We start from the raw sequence: 15743 nt of genomic DNA, 5'->3' as shown, positions 1-15743 counted from the left end.
GCCGGGGAGCAATCACCTGGACGGTCCACACCGGACGGTGTCGCGGTCCGGGCGCGTGGGGCGGCCCCGCCGGCTCAGGCCGTGCCGCCGGCCCGGAAAGTGGACCGCATCGTCTCCCGCTCGGCCGCGCCGGCGTCCCACTCCACCTCGGGGCCGCTCCAGGCCAGCGACCACGAGCGGGTGCCGAACGGGATCAGCTGCGCCCCGCGCAGGCGCGCCCCCATCGGCGCGTCCCAGGTGCACTCCCACTCCGCCCCCCGGCCCGCCACCTCCGCCAGCCGGATCTTCGCGTACCGGGGGAGGGCGCCCGCCTCCTTCGCCCGGCGCTCGTTCGCGCGCAGCTGCTCCAGCGGGGCGGCGGCCGGGTCGTCCGCCGGGGAGACGGTCAGGATCCGTCGGGCCGACGGGTCCTGGAAACAGACCGCGTTCCCGTCCCGGTACTGCCGCCAGCCGGGCGGCAGGGCGAGCCGGAACCCGGCCGGGTCGGCGTACCAGGACCAGCCCGACGGCGGGCGCAGCGGCTCGTCCGGGGCCGGCGCGACGGTCGGGGGTGGCTCGCCGAACGGGTAGGGCCGCAGGCAGGGGAAGGGCGGGGGCGCGACACCCGCGCGCAGCGGCGGCACGATCGGTCCGGAGGTCGGCGGGCTCGGCGCGGCCCCCGGGGTGGCCGGTGGCGTCGCCTCGCGTCGGGTGTGGGGGCTGAACAACGCGAACACGACGAGGTGCGCGACCACCAGCGTGACCGCCACGCCGGACACGACCAGCGGCCAGCGCCGCCCGGCCGGCGCGGCGACGTCCGCCGGCCCGGCCGGCACGATGACGAACGGGACGTCGGCCGACACCGGGGCGGCCGGGCCGGCGGTGTCCGTCGGCGCGGTCGGCGTCGGCCCGTCCCGCGCCGGGCCCCTCCCCGCCGGCCTCCGGCCCGCCGTTGCGTCCCGCCCCGGCGGCCCGGCCGACCAGCCCGGCACGACCAGCCGGTCCGCCTCGGCGGGCCCGGCCGGGCCGTCCGGCGGGACCGCGTCCGGCGGAACCATCGTGGCCTGTGGGTCCACGGTGACGGGCGAGGGCTCGGCGCCCGGCGCGGCGGCCTGGGCCAGGCGGCGCTGCGTCTCCTCGTGGTCGATGCGCTGCCGTGGGTCCCGGCGCAGCAGGCCGACCAGGACCGGCCGCAGCGGCCCGGCGTGCGGGGCCGGGTCCGGCGGCCGGGTGGCCAGGGCGCTCAGCGTCGCCATCGCGGTGCTGCGGGCGTACGGGGACTTGCCCTCCACGGCCGCGTGCAGCGTCGCGCCGAGCGACCACATGTCGGCCTCCACGCTGGAGATCCCCTCGGCGGCCCGCTCCGGGGCGACGAACTGCGGGGAGCCGAGCACCAGCCCCGGCCGGGTCATCACCCCGTCCCCGCCGTCGAAGACGGCGAGCCCGAAGTCGGTGAGCATCACCCGCCCGTCGTGGGCGACGAGCACGTTGGCCGGCTTGACGTCGCGGTGCAGAACGCCGGCCTGGTGCGCGGCACGCAGCGCGGCCAGCAGCGCCAGCCCGATCGCCGCGGCCCGCCGCGGCGGCAGCGGCCCGGACGTGTCCAGGATGTGCTGCAACGACCGGGACGGCACGTACTCCATGATCAACCACGGGTCGCCGTCGACCGGCACCACGTCGTAGACCCGGACCACGTTGGGGTGGTTGAGCCGCGCCGTCGTGCGCGCCTCCCGCAGCGTGCGCAGGCGCAACTCGTCGAGCTCGTCGCCGGCCAGCACGGCCGGCGGGACGACCTGCTTGACCGCGACGTCGCGGTGCAGCATCTCGTCCCTGGCACGCCACACCTTGCCCATGCCGCCGCGACCCACGAGGTCGAGCAGGCGGTACCGGCCGCCGATCACTACCTGCTGCACCGTTCTCCTCACCGCTGGCGGACGTACACCATAGCCAGCGGATCGGCAGGGACCAATCGGACGACAGGTCGGCAACCCGTCAGCAGGCCGCGTGCCCGGCCGCCAGCAGGTTCCCCTCCGGGATGGCGATCCGGGGTCGACCCGCGCCCAGCCGGCTCGCCGCCCGCCGGGCCTGGAACGAACCGTGCTCGCGGCGGGCGGCGGCGTAGCTGCTCGCGGTGTGGGCGGCGATGGTCGCCCAGCCGTACCGCTCGCTGACCATCGTGCGCGCCCGGCGGGCCACCCGACGGGCGAAGACCTCGTCGCCGATGAGCCGGTCGACCGCGCCCGCCAGCGCGTCGGGGTCGCTGTGCGGGAACGTCACCCCGGTGACCCCGGGCTCGACGATCTCGGCGAGCCCGCCCGTCGAGGCGACGGCCAGGGGCGCGCCGGCCGCGGCGGCCTCCAGGGCGACCATGCCGAACGGCTCGTAGAGGCTCGGCACCACGGTCGCGTCGGTGGCGGCCAGCATGGCCGGGAGCTGGGTGGAGTCCAGGAAGCCGGCGAAGCGCACCGTGTCGCCCAGGTGCAGCCGGTGCGCCTGCTCCACCAGCTCCTGCCGGTACGGGCCGTCGCCGGCGATCACCACCCGCAGCCCCGGGTGCCGCTCGCGCAGGTACGGCACGGCGTGCATCAGGTGCTGCACGCCCTTCTCGTAGACGAGCCGGCCCGCGTACCCGACCAGGGGACCGTCACCGGCGAACCGGGCCCGCGCCGAGGCGACCGCCCGGGGCCGGGCCCGCCAGACCCGGTCGTCCACCCCGTTGGCCACCACGTCGACCCGGGCGGCCGGCACGTCGAACAGGCGGCCGATCTGGTCACGCATGTAGCCGGAGCAGGCGATCACCCGGGTCGACTCGCCGCTGATCCAGTGCTCGACGCCGTGGATGGTGCGGTTCATCTCCTCCGGCAGCCAGCCCTGGTGCCGGCCCGCCTCCGTCGCGTGGATCGTGGTCACCAGCGGCAGGTCCAGGTGCTCGGCGAGGGTGATCGCGGTGTGCGCGACGAGCCAGTCGTGGGCGTGGATGACGTCGTATGAGCCGGATTCGGTGGCGCGCAGGGCGGCGCGGGTGAGGGTGTGGTTGAAGGCCATGGTCCAGGCCAGGAGGCTGCCGGTGGCCAGGGGGAAGGCGACGGGGTCCTCGGCGGCGCGCAGGACGCGGACGCCGTCGGCGTACTCCTCCAGGGGTGCGCCGTCGGCGTGGCGGGTGACGACGGTGACCTCGTGGCCGGCGGCGGCGAGGGCGACGGAGAGGGCGTGCACGTGGCGGCCGAGGCCGCCGACGAGCACCGGCGGGTATTCCCAGGAGAGGATGAGCACCCGCTGGTGCCGGGCCGGGTTGATGTCGATCACTTCGGCGTCAGGTGACATGCGGCCCCCTTGGAATTGTCTCCGGCGCGCGGGCCGGCCGCACCCGTGGAAAACGGATGCCGCCGACCAGCCCTGGATCTCGGGCCCATCCTGCACCGGGCCGGATAACCAGCGGAGACGTCGCCGTTGCCGGGATGTAAAGCGCTACCGGCGGACCCGGAAGGGCCTACCGGCGCACCCGCCGGGCGCGTAGCACCTCCGCCACCGACCACGCCTGGAACGGGCAGCCCGTCGCCGCGTGCGGGGCCGCGCCGTCGGCCGTCTCGCTGACCGACCCCAGCCCGTGCTCGGTCAGGTGGGCCTCCACGCCGACGAACAGGTCGTCCACCGGCAGCTTCGCCCGGCGGGCCGCGTCCACGTACGGCCCGAGCAGCCACGGCCACACCGTGCCCTGGTGGTAGCCGCCGTCGCGCTCGGCCGGCCCGCCCCGGTGCCGGCCGGTGTAGCCGGGCTGGTCGGGGGCGAGGCTGCGCGGGCCCAGCGGCGTGAGCAGCCCGGCGGCGACCCGGCGCAGCGTCGGCTCGTCCGGCTCCAGCGGCGCGTACGGCAGCGACCAGGCCAGCAGCTGGTTGGGGCGCAGCAGGTCGTCGTCGTGGAACGGCGCGCCGCCCAGCGGGTACGCCGGCGCGGGCGCGTCCACCACGTCGTGCAGCCAGCCGACCGGGGACGGGAACCGCGCGGCGAACGACGCGGTGGCCCGGGCGTGCAGCCGCCACAGCTCGGCGGCGTCGCCGCCGGCCAGCTCCGTCAGCTCGGCGAGCCCCGCGAGCCCGTTGACCCACAGCGCGTTGATCTCCACCGGCTTGCCCGTGCGGGGGGTGACCGGCACCCCGTACACCCGGGCGTCCATCCAGGTCAGCGCCGTGCCCGGGGTGCCGCCCTGGGTGACCAGGCCGTCGGCCGGGTCGACGGCGATGCCGTACCGGGTGCCGGCCAGGTACGCGTCGACGATCCCGCGCAGCGCCGGCAGCAGCTCGTCGCCGAGGTCGGTGTCGCCGGTGACGGTGACGTGCCGGCTCACCGCGTGCAGGAACCACAGGGCGGCGTCGACCGTGTTGTATTCGACCCGCCCCGTGTCGGCCGTGTTGGCGAGCATCCCCTCCGACAGCGTCGCCGCGTACGCCCGCAGCAGCTCCCGGCCCTCGTCGGCCCGGTTCGCGCACAGGAACAACCCCTCGTACGAGGTCATGGTGTCCCGCGACCACGCGCCGAACCACGGGTAGCCGGCGACCACGTCCGGGCCGGCGGCGGTGCGCACGACGAACGCGTCGGCGGCCAGCGCGAGGGTGGCCTCGACCGCGTCCGCCGGCTCGGCCCGCGCCACCACCTGCCGGTTGCGCCGCCGCGCCGCCGCGACGACCTCCTCCGCCGGGGGCGGCGTGGCGGCCAGGTCGCCCGCCCAGGCCAGCACCGACACCGTGTCGCCGGGGCGCTCCAGCGCGCCGGAGAACCGCCCGGCGTGCCAGACGTCGTCGTCCGGGTGCAGGCCCCGGGCCGCCTCCTCGCGGTGGTGCACCCCGAGCCACCACTGCCCCTCGGGGGTCCAGTCCGGCCCGGCGAGGCGGAACGCGCCCTCCACCACCGCGCCGCCGTCCACCGGCTCGACCCGGGGCGCGGGGCCGTCGGCGCGCCGCTCGCCGTGCGCGTCGCGCCAGGTGCAGGCCGCCGACAGGTCGAGCCGGACCGGGCCGCCGGACACCAGCCGGTGCACCACCGCCACGCACGAGCGCCCGTACGCCATGGCCAGCTCGCGCTCGATGACCACGTCGCCGATCCGCCACCGCCAGCGCGGCAACCCGTCGGCGAGGTCGAAGCGCTCCAACAGTTCGAAGCCGCGCGGGTCGACGTCGCCGGAGGACCACTCGTGCGCGCCGAGGCGCAGCCGCGCCCCGGAGGGGAGGACGACCGCCGGATCGAGACTCACCAGTCCCACGTTCCGGGACGCCGGGGTGTGGCCGGCGACCACCAGCAACCCGTGGTAGCGGCGCGTGCGCAGCCCGCTCACGGTGCCCATGGCGTAGCCACCCAGGCCGTCCGGGACCAACCACTCCCTGGTGGCCCCACCCGTCAGCTCCCCGCACACCTGCGGACCGAAACGAATGTCGATCAACTTTCCTCCAGCGGCGGCGAGGTGTAACACGCCACGACGAGAATGGCCGCTGTGGTGAAGTACCCCGGCGGCACCGAAGATAGGCACGTGATCACCGACGCGCCTCCCTCCCATGCGCCCGCACCCGACGCCGAACGGCTCCGGCTCGCCCAGGCCGACTCCGGGGAGCAGGACTGGCGCGCATGGGGTCCCTATCTGTCCGAGCGGGCGTGGGGGACGGTACGGGAGGACTACAGCGAGCACGGCACGGCGTGGGACTACTTCCCCCACGACCACGCGCGGTCCAGAGCCTACCGCTGGAGCGAGGACGGCATGGCGGGCGTGTGCGACGACCGACAGACGTTCTGCTTCGCCCTCGCCCTGTGGAACGGCCGCGACCCGATCCTCAAGGAACGGATGTTCGGCCTCGGCGGCGACGGCGGCAACCACGGCGAGGACGCCAAGGAATACTGGTGGTACCTGGACTCCACGCCCACCCACTCGTGGATGCGCTGGCGCTACCACTACCCGCAGGCCGCCTTCCCGTACGACGAGCTGGTCGCCGTCAACGCGCTGCGCGGCCGCGACGACACCGAGTACGAGCTGGTCGACACGGGGATCTTCGACGACGACCGGTACTGGGCGGTCACCGTCGACTACGCCAAGGCGTCCCCGACGGACATGTGCATCGTGGTGACCGTCGCCAACCGGGGCGACACCGACGAGCGGCTGCACGTGCTGCCGTCGCTGTGGTTCCGCAACACGTGGGCGTGGGGCCTGCCCGGCGGGGACCGGGTGCCCCGGCTCGTCGGCTCCGCCGCCGGGGCCGGCGTCGGCGCCCGGCTCGTCGGCGAGCACTGGGTGCTCGGCCAGATCCTGCTGGAGGGCGACGGCGACCCGGTGCCGCTGCTCTGCGACAACGACACCAACGCCGAGCGGCTCTGGGGGCTGCCCGGCCGCTCGCCGTACCCGAAGGACGGCATCAACGACCACGTGGTGAACGGCGCGGCCACGGTCAACCCCGACCGTGAGGGCACCAAGGGGGCGCTGCACTACGTCCTCGACGTGCCGGCCGGCGGGCACCGGCAGATCCGGCTGCGGCTGACCCGCACCGCGCCGCCGCCCGGTGGGACGCCGCCGCCGGCCGCCGACCTGGCGGCCGGCTTCGACGCGGTGGTGTGGGCGCGGCGCGCCGAGGCGAACCGGTTCTTCGACGGCGTCATCCCGGCCGCCGCCACCGCCGACGAGGCCCTCGTCGCCCGGCAGGCCATCGCCGGGCTGATGTGGGGCAAGCAGTTCTACCACTTCGACGTGAAGCGGTGGCTGGAGGGCGACCCCGGCTCCACGCCCCCCGCCGGCCGCCGGCACGGGCGCAACAGCCACTGGTGGCACATGACCAGCTTCGACGTGATCTCCATGCCGGACCCGTGGGAATACCCCTGGTACGCGGCCTGGGACCTGGCCTTCCACTGCGTCAGCATCGCCCGCGTCGACCCCGGGTTCGCCAAGTCGCAGGTGCTGCTCCTGCTCCGCGAGTGGTACCTGCACCCCAACGGGCAGATCCCGGCGTACGAGTGGGCGTTCGGCGACGTGAACCCGCCCGTGCACGCCTGGGCCGCGCTGAAGGTCTTCGAGATCGACGGCTCCCGCGACCACGAGTTCCTGGCCCGCGTCATGCACAAGCTGCTGCTCAACTTCACCTGGTGGGTCAACCGCAAGGACACCGGCGGCAACAACGTCTTCGAGGGCGGCTTCCTCGGGCTGGACAACGTCGGCCCGTTCGACCGCTCGGCGGCGCTGCCGGTGGCCGGCACGCTGGAGCAGTCCGACGGCACGGGCTGGATGGCCATGTACGCGCTCAACCTGCTCGACATCGCCGTCGTGCTCGCCGAGCAGGACCGCACCTGGGTCGACACGGCCACCAAGTTCTTCGAGCACTTCGCCTACATCGCCGCCGCCGCGTACGACCAGGGGCTCTGGGACGACGAGGACGCGTTCTTCTACGACGTGCTGCGGCTGGCCGACGGCAGCCAGGTGCCGCTGAAGGTCCGCTCGGTGGTGGGGCTGCTGCCGCTGGCGGCGACCACCCGGCTCACCGCGCGTACGCTGCGCCGGCTGCCCGAGCTGGGGGCCCGCCTGCGCTGGTTCCTGACCCACCGCCCCGAGTACGCCGACGTGATCGGCGCCCGCCGCATCGGCCCGGACGGCCGCCAGCAGCGGCTGCTGACCATGGTCGGCCCGGAGAAGATCGTCCGGCTGCTGGCGCGGATGCTCGACACCGAGGAGTTCCTCTCCGAGTACGGCCTGCGCACGCTCAGCCGGGCCCACCTGGACAAGCCGTTCGCCGTCACCCTCGGCGGCCAGGAGTTCAGCGTCGGCTACGAGCCGGCCGAGTCGACCAGCGGCCTGTTCGGCGGCAACTCCAACTGGCGCGGCCCGATCTGGATGCCGACGAACTTTCTGCTGATCAGCGCCCTGCGCGACTACGCGGCGTTCTTCGGCGACGACCTCCAGGTGGAGTACCCGACCCGCTCGGGGGTGAAGCGGACCCTCGACGAGATCGCCGACGACCTCTCCACCCGGCTGATCTCGCTGTTCACCCGGGACGGCTGGGGGCGGCGGCCCATCTACGGCGCCGCCCAGCTCTTCCAGACCCACCCCGACTGGCGGGACCTGATCAGCTTCCCGGAGTACTTCCACGGCGACAACGGCGCGGGCCTGGGCGCGTGGCACCAGACGGGCTGGACGGCCCTGGTCGCCGACCTCATCCTCACCCTGCGCCACCGCCGGGGGGCCGACCCGGCGTGAAACGGGGTGCCCGCGCCGCGCCGGCGGCAGTACGGTGTCCCGGGCCAAGGGGAGGGGAGAGGCATGCGACAGGACACGTCGGGCCGGCGGGACGCGCAGGTGCTGGTCTTCGACGCCGACGACACGCTGTGGGAGAACAACGTCGTCTTCGAGCGGGTCATCGACGACTTCCTCGGCTGGCTGGACCATCCGACGCTGGACCGGGCGCAGATCCGTGCCATCCTCGACGACATCGAACGGGCCAACGCGGCCGTCCACGGCTACGGCAGCAAGGTCTTCCTGCGCAGCCTGGGCGAGTGCCTGGAGCGGCTGCGGCAGCGGCCCGCCTCCGCCGCGGAGCGCCGGGAGATCGACGCCCTGGCCGAGGCGCTGGTCAACCACCAGGTCGAGCTGATGCCCGGGGTGGCCGCGACGCTCGACGCGCTCGCCGAGCGGCACCGCCTGCTGCTGCTCACCAAGGGCGACCGGGAGGAGCAGCAGCGCAAGCTCGACGCGTCCGGGCTGCTGCACCACTTCCACGCCGCGCACATCGTGCGGGAGAAGAACGTCGACACCTACCGGTGGCTCGTCGGGGAGCACGGCTTCGACCCGGGGGCCGCCTGGATGATCGGCAACTCCCCGAAGTCGGACATCCTGCCGGCGCGGGCCGCCGGCATGTGGGCGGTGTTCATCCCCAACGAGAACACCTGGGTGCTGGAGGACGACGACCTCGACCCGACCGACCCGGGGGTGCTGCGGCTGGCCGCGTTCGGCGACCTGCTGCGGCACTTCTGAGGCTCCCGGCCGCCCGGCGTCGCCGCCCGACCGAGGCCGCGGGCCTGGCCCCGCGCCGGCCCGACCGGGGCTTGGGGCCGGCCGCGCCCGGGCCGACCGCGGGCCCGCCGGACGCACCCGCTCCCGAGGGGGAACAGCGCCCGCGCCGCTGCCCGTGTTACGCCCTCCTGCCGGATTTCGGCCTGGTCGGCAAACGCCGCCGTGGGCGGCCCGGACGGCTTGTACCGCCCCGGCCGCGCTGCCTAACCTGACCCGGCGTTCGCGGCTCCTCGGGGTGAGCCGGGAACGCGCCGAAGTCCGGCGGTGGCGCACCGTGGAGCTGAGTGCAGGCGGGCCGCATCGCCGCCGGTGGGCCTGGCGTGGGCGGCGTGTCCCGCCCGCGCGCCCACCGGCGGCGATCCGCTGCCACACCGGACGGCTGGTGGGTCAGGACCGGGGAGTTGCGGACCCGGTCCTGACCGTGCCGGCGGTCAGGAGACCTCGCCGCGCACGATCGCCACGGCCACCCGGCAGAACTCGTCCATGTCCGGCTGGAAGCCGGCCGCGATGTCGGGGTGCAGCCCGGCCCGGGTCTCGTCCAGCAGCCGCTGGCAGACCTGCTCGACCGGCTCGCCCGCGTAGCTCGACCGGACCCGTCCCGTGGCCGCCTGCAGGGCCGAGGTCAGCTGATCCTCCAGCGGGCCCCGCAGCTTCTGCTGCACGGGGTCGAGCCCGCTCGGATCGAGCGTGACATGTGGCTCCGACATCGGCGCTCCCTTCGTCGGCGTCCGCGGTACCCCACCGCGGACGTCGGTCAAACCACTGCCGGCACGGCGGCCACCCGCACCCGGTAGGAGAACTCCTCCGCCGGTTCCTCCAGGTACGACAGCCGGCGGATCTGCCGGTCGTCGGTGTAGAGGGCGACGTCGGCGAGGACCCCGAGGTGGGTCAGGCCGATGGTGGCGACCCTCTTCTTGTCCTGCAGCACCGCGCAGATGCCGCCGAGCAGGGTGCTGGCGTCGGAGGTGCGGTGCCCCGGCGGACACCGCAGGGTCAACTCCACCTCCACCGGCCCGCCCAACGGGGTCCAGCCGGTGCGCTGGGCCGCCGAGCAGGCCGCCAGGAGCAGGGCCCGGACCCTCGTCGCCTGCCGGTGGCCGGCGGCGAAGATGGACAGGGCTTCGGTCTTCACCGGGGGCAGGCCGCTCACCTCGAACGTCAGGGCGAGAGCGCGGGTGTCCTGCACGACGGCACCTCCTCGTCGTCAACGATCCTGCCCAACCGGTGGACCGGCAGCGGGGGGTTCGCTCGATTACCCACCGTTCGGGCAGGCGGGGATGGGCCGGAGGCGTATCGACTTCGACGGCGACGCGCTGGCAGTTGAGTCCGGGGGAACTCCCGGCAAACGCTAGTCGAACGGGCCGACCCCCGGTAGCCTCCCCGCGCACGTGTCCGATGCGCCGGACGGGCCGGGTCACCCGGGCATCGGCCCGGGCGGGGGCGTCAGCGGCGGCCGCGCTTGATCTCGTGGAACGCCGGGAGCCGCAGCAGCGGCAGCAGCGCGTCCCACACGGTCAGCGCGTCGTCGGTGCCGGGGACCTCGGTGAGGATCGGCCCGTGCAGGCCGCGCTCCACGCCGGGCACCATCAGCACCGGCGAGCCGATGTCCGGCCCCGCCGAGCCGTACGCCAGGGCGTGCGACCTGCGTACCGCCTCGTCCCACCGGTCGTCGTCGAGGGCCGGCGCGGCGGCGGCGAGCCCGGCCGCCGCGACGGCGTCGTCCACCAGCTTGTCCGACAGCGGGTTGCCCGCGTCGTGGGTGCGCCCGCCCAGCGCGGCGTAGAAGCGGCCGGCGTCGTCGTGGCGGCCCTCGGCGCGCAGCGCCTCCACCAGCCGCAGCGCCCGGCCGGAGGCGGCCATCGCCTCGGCGAACTGCGGCGGCACGTCACCCCCGTTGAGGATGGCCAGGCTGAACGCCCGCCACTCGACGGCCAGGCCGCGGGCGTCGGCCACGGCCACCAGCCAGCGCGAGGTGCGCCAGGTCCACGGGCAGGCCGGGTCGAAGAAGAAGGTGGCGTCCATCGGCCGAGCGTACGGCGCACCGACCCGCCCCGCAGCGCACCGTCGCGCCGGGCCTCCGTCGCCCGCCGCCCTCGTGCCGTCGCCCGCCGGTCACCGGGGGGACGAACCGGACGAACGGCGATCGTGGGTCGTGCGCGTTGCCGCCAGGTTTCGCGGCTTCGCAGGTCGGGCAGTGTTGCCCGCACGAAACGCCCGGGGTGGGCCGGTGTCCGGTCCGCTCCCGACCGTCTCGCCGTGCGCCGGGGCACGGGTGACCTCCCCGGCTCTTCGCCGAAGAGAGGGGGAGGGCGATGACAGATCCGGCCCGACATCGGCGCCGACCCGCCGCCCGGGCGGCGGCGGCCGCCACCGCGCTCGCGCTGGTCGCGCCGCTGGCCGCGTGCGGCTCCGGCGGCGACGGCGGCACGCCCACCATCAACCTGTACTACCCGCCCGAGCAGAACCTGCAGAAGGTCGTCGACGACTGCAACGCCCAGGCGCAGGGGCGCTACCGCATCGCCTACCGGGTGCTGCCGCGCCAGGCCGACGACCAGCGGGTGCAGCTGGTCCGCCGGCTCGCCGCCGGGGACACCGGGATGGACGTGCTCGGCCTCGACGTCACCTGGACGCAGGAGTTCGCCAGCGCCGACTGGATCCGGGAGTGGACCGGGCCGGACCGGGCCGAGGTGGAGGAGGGCACCCTCGCCGGGCCGCTGGACACCGCCCGCTACCAGGACAAGCTGTACGGGGCGCCGAAGAACACCAACGTCCAGCTCCTGTGGTACCGCACCGACCTGGTGTCGGACGCCCCGAAGACCTGGGACGACATGATCAGGCAGGCCCAGGACCTGAAGGCGCAGGGCAAGCCGTACCAGGTGCTCACCATGGGCGCCCAGTACGAGGGCCTCGTCGTCCTCTACAACACCCTCGCCGAGAGCGCGGGTGGCAAGATCCTCAGCGCCGACGGCAAGCAGGCGGTCATGGACGCCGGCACCGTCACCGCGCTCGACCAGCTCCGGCGCTTCGCCACGTCCGGCGTGACGTCGCCGTCGTTCAGCAACGCCACCGAGGACCCGGTCCGGCTGGAGTTCCAGTCCGGCAAGGGCGCGTTCCAGGTCAACTGGCCCTTCGTCTACCCGGCGCTGCAGGAGGCCGACCCGGAGCTGGCAAAGAAGGTCAGGTGGGCGCGCATCCCGGGGATCGACGCCGACACCCCCAGCAAGGTCACCATCGGCGGCGTCAACCTGGCCGTCAGCGCGTACTCGACGCACCCGGCGGAGTCCTTCGAGGCCGCCAAGTGCCTGCGCAACGCGAAGAACCAGAAGTTCTCCGCCGTCAACGACGGCGTGCCGCCCACCATCGAGCGGGTCTACGACGACCCGGAGATGGCCGAGGCGTACCCGATGAAGGAGACCATCCTGGAGGAGCTGAAGGAGCCGGCGACGCGCCCGCTGACCCCGGCCTACCAGAGCATCTCCACGGTGATGTCGGCGATCCTGTCGCCGCCGTCGGCGATCCGCCCCGAGCAGACCGCCGACGAGCTGCGCGACGCCATCGCCGACGCCCTCGAATCGAAGGGGGTGCTGCCGTGAGCGTCAACGCCACCCCGGTCGCGGCCGACGAGGCCGACACCGCCGGCCGGCGCGCCCCGGTCCCCGCCCAGCGGGCCGGCCGGCGGGCCACGGCCCCGCTGAGCGAGAACAAGCGGGCCGAACGGAAGCTCGGCTGGCTGCTCTGCGCCCCGGCCGCGCTGGTCATGGTGCTGGTCACCGCCTACCCGATCGGCTACTCGATCTGGCTGTCGTTGCAGCGTTACGACCTGCGCTTCCCCGACGAGCGGAAGTTCGTCGGGCTGGAGAACTACGCGACCGTGCTGACCAACGAGTTCTGGTGGACGGCGTTCGGGGTCACCATGCTGATCACCGTCGTCACCGTAGCCGTCGAGCTGGTCCTCGGCATGGGGCTGGCGCTGATCATGCACCGGACGCTGGTCGGTCGGGGCATCGTGCGCACCGCCGCGCTCATCCCGTACGGGATCGTCACGGTCGTCGCCGCGTTCTCCTGGCGGTACGCGTGGACGCCGGGCACCGGCTACCTGGCCAACCTGTTCGGCGACGGCGCGCCGCTGACCGAGCGGGCCAGCTCCCTGGCGATCATCATGCTCGCGGAGATCTGGAAGACCACCCCGTTCATGGCGCTGCTGCTGATGGCCGGCCTGGCCCTGGTGCCGGAGGACCTGCTCAAGGCGGCGTCCACCGACGGCGCGACCGCGTGGCAGCGGTTCACCAAGGTCATGCTGCCGGTGATGAAGCCGGCGATCCTGGTCGCCCTGCTGTTCCGCACGCTCGACGCGTTCCGGGTCTTCGACAACATCTACGTGCTCACCGCCGGCGGCAACGAGACCTCCTCGGTGTCGATGCTGGCCTACAACAACCTGATCCGGGGCCTCAACCTCGGCATCGGGTCCACGATGTCCGTGCTGATCTTCCTCACGGTGGCGGTCATCGCGTTCGTCTTCGTGAAGCTGTTCGGCACCGCTGCCCCCGGCAGCGACGACGGGGAGAGGCGCTGACATGGCCGACACCACCACGCGGGCGAAGCTGCGCTGGGGCCTGCTGGACGTCATCGTCGTCGTCTTCGCGCTGGTCCCGGTGCTCTGGATCGCCTCGCTGTCGTTCAAGACCCCGGCCACCCTCACCGACGGCAGGTTCTGGCCCCGGGAGTGGACGCTGGACAACTACCGGTCGATCTTCGACACCGACCAGTTCGTCCGCGCGCTGGTCAACTCGATCGGCATCGCCCTGATCGCCACGCTGGTCGCCGTGGTGCTCGGCGCCATGGCCGCGTACGCGATCTCCCGGCTGGACTTCCCCGGCAAGAAGCTGCTCGTCGGCGTCTCCCTGCTGATCGCGATGTTCCCGCAGGTGTCGCTGGTGTCGCCGTTGTTCGAGATCGAGCGGCAGCTCGGGCTCTTCGACACCTGGCCGGGGCTGATCCTGCCGTACATCACCTTCGCCCTGCCGCTGGCGATCTACACGCTGTCGGCGTTCTTCAAGCAGATCCCGTGGGACCTGGAGAAGGCGGCGAAGATGGACGGCGCCACCCAGGGCCAGGCGTTCCGGCGGGTCATCGCCCCGCTGGCCGCACCGGGGCTGTTCACCACGGCGATCCTGGTCTTCATCTTCTGCTGGAACGACTTCCTGTTCGCCATCACGCTCACCTCCACCGAGCGGGCCCGCACGGTGCCGGTGGCGCTGTCGTTCTTCACCGGCGAGTCGCAGTTCGAGGACCCCACCGGGGCCATCTGCGCCGCCGCCGTGGTGATCACCGTGCCGATCATCGCGTTCGTGCTCTTCTTCCAGCGCCGCATCGTCTCCGGCCTGACCTCCGGCGCAGTCAAGGGATAGGTGGTGTAGTGATGGCTGACATCGTGCTGGACAAGGTGAGCAAGTCGTTCCCCGACGGGACCGTGGCGGTGCAGGACGTCGACCTGGAGATCGCCGACGGCGAGTTCGTCATCCTGGTCGGCCCCTCCGGCTGCGGGAAGTCCACCACCCTCAACATGATCGCCGGGCTGGAGGACATCAGCTCCGGTGAGCTGCGCATCGGCGGCCAGCGGGTCAACGACAAGGCCCCCCGGGACCGGGACATCGCGATGGTGTTCCAGTCGTACGCGCTCTACCCCAACATGACCGTCCGGGAGAACATGGCGTTCCCGCTCAAGCTCGCCAAGCTCGACAAGGAGACGATCGACTCCAAGGTCGAGGAGGCGGCCAAGGTGCTGGAGCTGACCCCGCTGCTGGACCGCAAGCCGGCCAACCTCTCCGGGGGCCAGCGGCAGCGGGTGGCGATGGGCCGGGCGATCGTCCGCCAGCCCAAGGCGTTCCTGATGGACGAGCCGCTGTCCAACCTCGACGCGAAGCTGCGGGTGCAGATGCGCACGGTCGTGTCCCGGTTGCAGAAGCAACTCGGCACCACCACCGTCTACGTCACCCACGACCAGACCGAGGCGATGACCCTCGGCGACCGGGTGGTGATCATGCGGGGCGGCGCGATCCAGCAGGTCGGGCCGCCGCAGGAGCTCTACGACCACCCGCGCAACCTCTTCGTCGCCGGCTTCATCGGCTCCCCGTCGATGAACTTCCTGCACGCCGCCGTCGACGACGGGAAGCTGCGCACCGCGATCGGCGACGTGCCGATCGGCGACCGGATCCGCCGCGAGCTGGAGGCCGGCGACGCCCCGCGTGAGCTGATCCTCGGCATCCGCCCCGAGCACTTCGAGGACGCCGAGCTGGTCGACGACGACACCCGCCGCCGGGGCGCCGAGTTCACCGCGCCGGTCGACATCGTCGAGTCGATGGGCTCCGACAAGTACGTCTACTTCACGCTGGAGGGGGAGCGGGCCAGCGCCGCCGAGCTGGAGGAGCTGGCCGCCGACGCCGGGGCCGACTTCAGCGGCGGCGGGGCCAGCCTGGTCACCCGGCTGTCGGCCGAGTCGACCGTACGCGAGGGCGAGGACCGCCGGGTCTGGTTCAACCTGGAGAAGATCCACCTGTTCGACCCGTCCACGGGCCGGAACCTGACCCTGCACGAGGGGCGGTCGTCCGGGGCGCTGGCCGACTGACCACGCGCGGAGACCGGGCCGGCAGCGATTCCGCTGCCGGCCCGTGCGCTACGGGCGGGGCGCACACGGGCGCTGCGGCGCTCTCCCACACGCCACCCGTCCCGC

12 protein-coding genes are annotated in these 15743 nt (G+C 73.7%); 6 read left to right on the top strand and 6 right to left on the bottom strand.

What is annotated here, in order from left to right:
• Positions 1-74: 74 nt before the first annotated feature.
• The 3 genes from LPU61_RS11935 to LPU61_RS11925 form a co-directional block, all read right to left on the bottom strand.
• Positions 75-1892, bottom strand: a complete 1818-nt coding sequence (locus tag LPU61_RS11935) for a serine/threonine-protein kinase (protein ID WP_229404952.1) — start codon at positions 1890-1892, stop codon at positions 75-77.
• A gap of 79 nt (positions 1893-1971) precedes the next feature.
• Complete coding sequence (locus LPU61_RS11930) at positions 1972-3303, bottom strand: glycosyltransferase family 4 protein (protein ID WP_229404951.1); 1332 nt, start codon at positions 3301-3303, stop codon at positions 1972-1974.
• 166 nt (positions 3304-3469) lie between these two features.
• A complete protein-coding gene (locus LPU61_RS11925) occupies positions 3470-5413 on the bottom strand; it encodes an amylo-alpha-1,6-glucosidase (RefSeq protein WP_229404950.1) in 1944 nt (647 codons plus the stop codon).
• Between the two features lie 42 nt (positions 5414-5455).
• On the opposite strand from LPU61_RS11925, the gene LPU61_RS11920 reads away from it, so the two are divergent.
• Positions 5456-8200 (top strand): glucosidase, encoded by a 2745-nt coding sequence (locus LPU61_RS11920; protein ID WP_229404949.1) that lies wholly within the window; start codon positions 5456-5458, stop codon positions 8198-8200.
• A 63-nt stretch (positions 8201-8263) separates the two neighbouring features.
• The gene (locus LPU61_RS11915) at positions 8264-8974 is read left to right on the top strand and encodes an HAD family hydrolase (protein WP_229404948.1); all 711 of its coding nucleotides are present in this window, start codon (positions 8264-8266) and stop codon (positions 8972-8974) included.
• A 470-nt stretch (positions 8975-9444) separates the two neighbouring features.
• On the opposite strand, the gene LPU61_RS11910 is transcribed toward LPU61_RS11915, so the two are convergent.
• From LPU61_RS11910 to LPU61_RS11900, 3 genes are all read right to left on the bottom strand, one after another.
• On the bottom strand, positions 9445-9720 hold the full coding sequence (locus LPU61_RS11910) for a hypothetical protein (RefSeq protein WP_043967697.1): 276 nt from the start codon (positions 9718-9720) through the stop codon (positions 9445-9447).
• Between the two features lie 47 nt (positions 9721-9767).
• Positions 9768-10199, bottom strand: a complete 432-nt coding sequence (locus LPU61_RS11905) for a hypothetical protein (protein ID WP_043967698.1) — start codon at positions 10197-10199, stop codon at positions 9768-9770.
• Positions 10200-10456: 257 nt separating this feature from the next.
• Complete coding sequence (locus tag LPU61_RS11900) at positions 10457-11035, bottom strand: DsbA family protein (RefSeq protein WP_043967699.1); 579 nt, start codon at positions 11033-11035, stop codon at positions 10457-10459.
• 290 nt (positions 11036-11325) lie between these two features.
• Here LPU61_RS11900 and LPU61_RS11895 point away from each other — a divergent pair, with 290 nt between their 5' ends.
• Genes LPU61_RS11895 through LPU61_RS11880 form a run of 4 tightly spaced genes read left to right on the top strand, consistent with a single transcriptional unit; the run spans position 11326 to position 15638 of the window.
• Positions 11326-12606, top strand: coding sequence for an ABC transporter substrate-binding protein (locus tag LPU61_RS11895; RefSeq protein ID WP_229404947.1), 1281 nt, complete (start codon positions 11326-11328; stop codon positions 12604-12606).
• Positions 12603-13586: a carbohydrate ABC transporter permease gene (locus tag LPU61_RS11890; protein WP_043967703.1), complete on the top strand. Its 984-nt coding sequence runs from the start codon at positions 12603-12605 to the stop codon at positions 13584-13586. The genes LPU61_RS11895 and LPU61_RS11890 overlap by 4 nt, the downstream gene beginning before the upstream one ends.
• A 1-nt stretch (position 13587) precedes the next feature.
• Positions 13588-14421: a carbohydrate ABC transporter permease gene (locus LPU61_RS11885; RefSeq protein WP_043967705.1), complete on the top strand. Its 834-nt coding sequence runs from the start codon at positions 13588-13590 to the stop codon at positions 14419-14421.
• A gap of 11 nt (positions 14422-14432) precedes the next feature.
• Complete coding sequence (locus tag LPU61_RS11880; protein ID WP_043967707.1) at positions 14433-15638, top strand: ABC transporter ATP-binding protein; 1206 nt, start codon at positions 14433-14435, stop codon at positions 15636-15638.
• Positions 15639-15743: the final 105 nt, after the last annotated feature.

Source organism: Micromonospora sp. NBRC 110038 (assembly GCF_020884815.1).
Classification (GTDB): domain Bacteria; phylum Actinomycetota; class Actinomycetes; order Mycobacteriales; family Micromonosporaceae; genus Micromonospora; species Micromonospora haikouensis.
The sequence above is the reverse complement of the archived record's forward strand: the minus strand, read 5'-3'. Positions and strand labels throughout refer to the sequence as shown.